The organism is Bartonella sp. CL162QHHD (genome assembly GCF_042195435.1).
GTDB lineage: Bacteria > Pseudomonadota > Alphaproteobacteria > Rhizobiales > Rhizobiaceae > Bartonella.
Genome location: NZ_JBHIOG010000022.1, coordinates 1 through 2,593, shown reverse-complemented (window position 1 = coordinate 2,593; position 2,593 = coordinate 1). Strand labels below are relative to the sequence as shown.

Here is a 2,593-nt window from a genome sequence, read left to right as displayed (position 1 = left end):
TCCATAATCATAGCCATCTTCAATCGTTTCACTTTGTGTTGAGATATTAATTGCAGGCGTGTTCTCAACGGAAAAGTTGAAGTCACGCATATTGAAAACATTGTCACCAGCAGCCGTCTTTGCTGCTTTGATCAACGCAACAAATGTTTCTCTTATCGTCTCGCGGGGATGCATGGGGACTCCTGTCCAATTAAGTGTATAAAATGATTGACTAGGATTAATAATGATACTATTATTGGTTATGAACAATAAAGTTGAAAAAATAATTAGCTTGATGAAAGCATCACCAAAGAACATTAAGTTTTCAGATTTGTTGGCTGTATGTGTCTATTTCTTTGGAGAACCACGGAACAATGGTTCAAGTCATTTTGTTTTTAAAACCCCGTGGCTTGGTGACCCACGTGTGAATATTCAAAAAGATTCTGGTAACAAAGCAAAAGCTTATCAAGTCAAACAAGTCTTACAAGCGATAGAAAGGATGAAACATGAACAATAATCATTATACATATCGTGTTTTGTGGTCGCAAGAAGATGAGGAATATGTCGGATTGTGTGCAGAATTCCCATCCCTTTCATGGTTAGATGCTCAAGCAGAGAAAGCTTTAAAAGGCATTATGGACCTTGTTTCAGAAGTTGTGGAGGACATGCAACATAATGGAGAAGAAGTTCCTGTGCCTTTGTCACATGGTAAATACAGTGGTAAGTTTCAATTAAGAATACCACCAGAACTCCATAGAAAACTTGCAATACAAGCCGCTGAAAATGGTGTGAGTTTAAACAGATACATTTCTTCTAAACTTTGAATCTTTTAAAATTCTATACACATCAAAAGAAATTTAATTTTTATGAAAACCTCTAAATTAAAACAAATGCCCGTTTTTAAGACGGATGAAGAAGCAGAAAACTTTGTTGATACTGCAGATCTTACAGATTATGACTTAACTGGTTTTAAACCCGTTCATTTTGAGTTCTTACCTAAAGAAGCGTCTATGAATATTCGCTTGCCTCAAGCGCTTATGAAGGCTTTAAAGGAAAAAGCTAAAAATCAAGCTATCCCTTATACACGCTATGTTAGGCATCTGATTGAACAGGATTTACGAAAAAGTCATCGGAATTAACCCCCTCCCCATTTTAAGAACGGGAAGGGGAGTTCTATTTTTTAAATTAAGCAACCTTTTTAATGGGGCTCTCTAAATCTGATTCGTAAGCTCGCAATAAAGGTAACATAACTGTAGGAAACTCTGAATCGCCAAAATCTGTTAGAACTGTTAAGATTTTAAGTATATTTGGCACCTCATCTTGAAGTTTGAAAATCAAAGCTTTTTCTACCAAACTCATGATGTTAATCAGAGCTGTACACTCTTTTTCATTAATATTTTCATCATTAGAAAACTGATATAAAGCTATCCATAAATCGCATAAGAAGTCGATACTGGTGTTCATTGTACACCTCCATGGATTTGTTCTCTCAAACATGCCAATCCTTTTGGTGTGATTTTTGTTGAAGGGAGCACCTTTTCTGTACCATCCGGTCTTTGAATGGTGATAGCAGGACAGTCCATGAATCCTTTCTTGATCTTATCCTGATAAGGTAATAGAGGCGCCCCTGGAGCTCGTCGATACACCCAATCATGTTTACGCAAGTAATCCGATAAATCCTTAGGTCGTACTTCAAGCATCTTCGCTGCTTCAATAAGACCGAACAGCCCATCAGAGCGTTTTAAGCCTTCCAAAGCTTCTGCTTTTGGCTTGAGTGTGCTCACCTCATTTCTTAAGTCTTCTAATTGATTGATACTCTCTAAAAGGAGTTGCTTAATCGTAAGAGGATTCTCCAAAGCATTGGCAAGATTTATTTGTGGTGTCACTACTTGTTTTTCCAATTCTTGCCAGCGGTCAATGATTTTTGCACGTAATGTAGTGTTATAACCAGAAACAAGAATTAAACATTCACGCTTGGGGAGGTTATAGCAGTTTTGAGGCTTTCCCTGCTTGTCTAAATAGGTGCCCCCAAATTTGGGGAGACCTCCTTCAGTGTATAATTCTTCAAGTATTTTCTTAATATCACGCATGACATGGTCATGTCTTTTACCACACAACTCAGCAATTTCACGACTCGACATAGTCTGAGTGGTAGCACTATTAGCAACACTTTCTGTAATTTTTATAAGAGTGTTCATTATGAACTCCTTGGTAATAGACGTTTGTTAATGACACTCAATAAAGAGTGCCGGGCGCTAACAAACACGGTACCAAGTCCGTCGTTACGCTTTTCCCGCAAGGGTATTGTATAGCGTAACCACACCCGACAATATCATTATATGCGTGTAACATACAATGAGTCAAAGCCTTTAATGTGCGGAAAATAAACTATCTCGGTAGCTCGTCCGCTTGGTATTTAAGGTGTTCGTTAGGCACCTGATTCGATTATTCATATTGCTGTAATAATGTCAAGCTACTTCTGATAATTTTTTGATGTTTTTGTTGATTTCATCTATGAACGTTGAGAAGAGACAACGCCATTTAATCTGAACAGTTTTATAAAATCGGAAATTTTACTATAGCTTTTTAACTGAGCACTGTAGTGTGTAAATAG

At 37.3% G+C, this 2,593-nt stretch carries 5 protein-coding genes and 1 pseudogene; 3 read left to right on the top strand and 3 right to left on the bottom strand.

Features of this window, described 5'->3' with window-relative positions; translation table 11 throughout:
- A pseudogene (locus ACFILD_RS02435) lies at nucleotides 1-297 on the bottom strand (hypothetical protein); the annotation flags it as partial.
- On the opposite strand from ACFILD_RS02435, the gene ACFILD_RS02430 reads away from it, so the two are divergent.
- Genes ACFILD_RS02430 through ACFILD_RS02420 form a run of 3 tightly spaced genes read left to right on the top strand, consistent with a single transcriptional unit; the run spans nucleotide 224 to nucleotide 1,118 of the window.
- Nucleotides 224-496, top strand: coding sequence for a toxin HicA (locus tag ACFILD_RS02430; protein WP_375613891.1), 273 nt, complete (start codon nucleotides 224-226; stop codon nucleotides 494-496). The pseudogene ACFILD_RS02435 and the gene ACFILD_RS02430 sit on opposite strands and share 74 nt — an antisense overlap.
- Nucleotides 486-803 carry a type II toxin-antitoxin system HicB family antitoxin gene (locus ACFILD_RS02425; protein WP_004856761.1) on the top strand — a complete coding sequence of 106 codons (318 nt, stop codon included), beginning with the start codon at nucleotides 486-488 and terminating at the stop codon, nucleotides 801-803. Before ACFILD_RS02430 ends, ACFILD_RS02425 begins: the two co-directional genes overlap by 11 nt.
- Nucleotides 804-845: 42 nt before the next feature.
- The gene (locus ACFILD_RS02420) at nucleotides 846-1,118 is read left to right on the top strand and encodes a CopG family antitoxin (RefSeq protein ID WP_375631758.1); all 273 of its coding nucleotides are present in this window, start codon (nucleotides 846-848) and stop codon (nucleotides 1,116-1,118) included.
- 46 nt (nucleotides 1,119-1,164) lie between these two features.
- Here ACFILD_RS02420 and ACFILD_RS02415 read toward each other — a convergent pair whose 3' ends face one another.
- On the bottom strand, nucleotides 1,165-1,443 hold the full coding sequence (locus tag ACFILD_RS02415) for a hypothetical protein (RefSeq protein ID WP_375631756.1): 279 nt from the start codon (nucleotides 1,441-1,443) through the stop codon (nucleotides 1,165-1,167).
- Nucleotides 1,440-2,177 carry a phage antirepressor KilAC domain-containing protein gene (locus tag ACFILD_RS02410; RefSeq protein WP_375664711.1) on the bottom strand — a complete coding sequence of 246 codons (738 nt, stop codon included), beginning with the start codon at nucleotides 2,175-2,177 and terminating at the stop codon, nucleotides 1,440-1,442. The genes ACFILD_RS02415 and ACFILD_RS02410 overlap by 4 nt, the downstream gene beginning before the upstream one ends.
- Nucleotides 2,178-2,593 lie beyond the last annotated feature (416 nt).

Excerpts from the sequence above, each read along its gene's own strand:
- ACFILD_RS02430 (WP_375613891.1), top strand. The coding sequence starts at position 224 with ATGATACTATTATTGGTTATGAACAATAAAGTTGAAAAAATAATTAGC.
- ACFILD_RS02425 (WP_004856761.1), top strand. The coding sequence starts at position 486 with ATGAACAATAATCATTATACATATCGTGTTTTGTGGTCGCAAGAAGAT.
- ACFILD_RS02420 (WP_375631758.1), top strand. The coding sequence starts at position 846 with ATGAAAACCTCTAAATTAAAACAAATGCCCGTTTTTAAGACGGATGAA.
- ACFILD_RS02415 (WP_375631756.1), bottom strand. The coding sequence starts at position 1,443 with ATGAACACCAGTATCGACTTCTTATGCGATTTATGGATAGCTTTATAT.
- ACFILD_RS02410 (WP_375664711.1), bottom strand. The coding sequence starts at position 2,177 with ATGAACACTCTTATAAAAATTACAGAAAGTGTTGCTAATAGTGCTACC.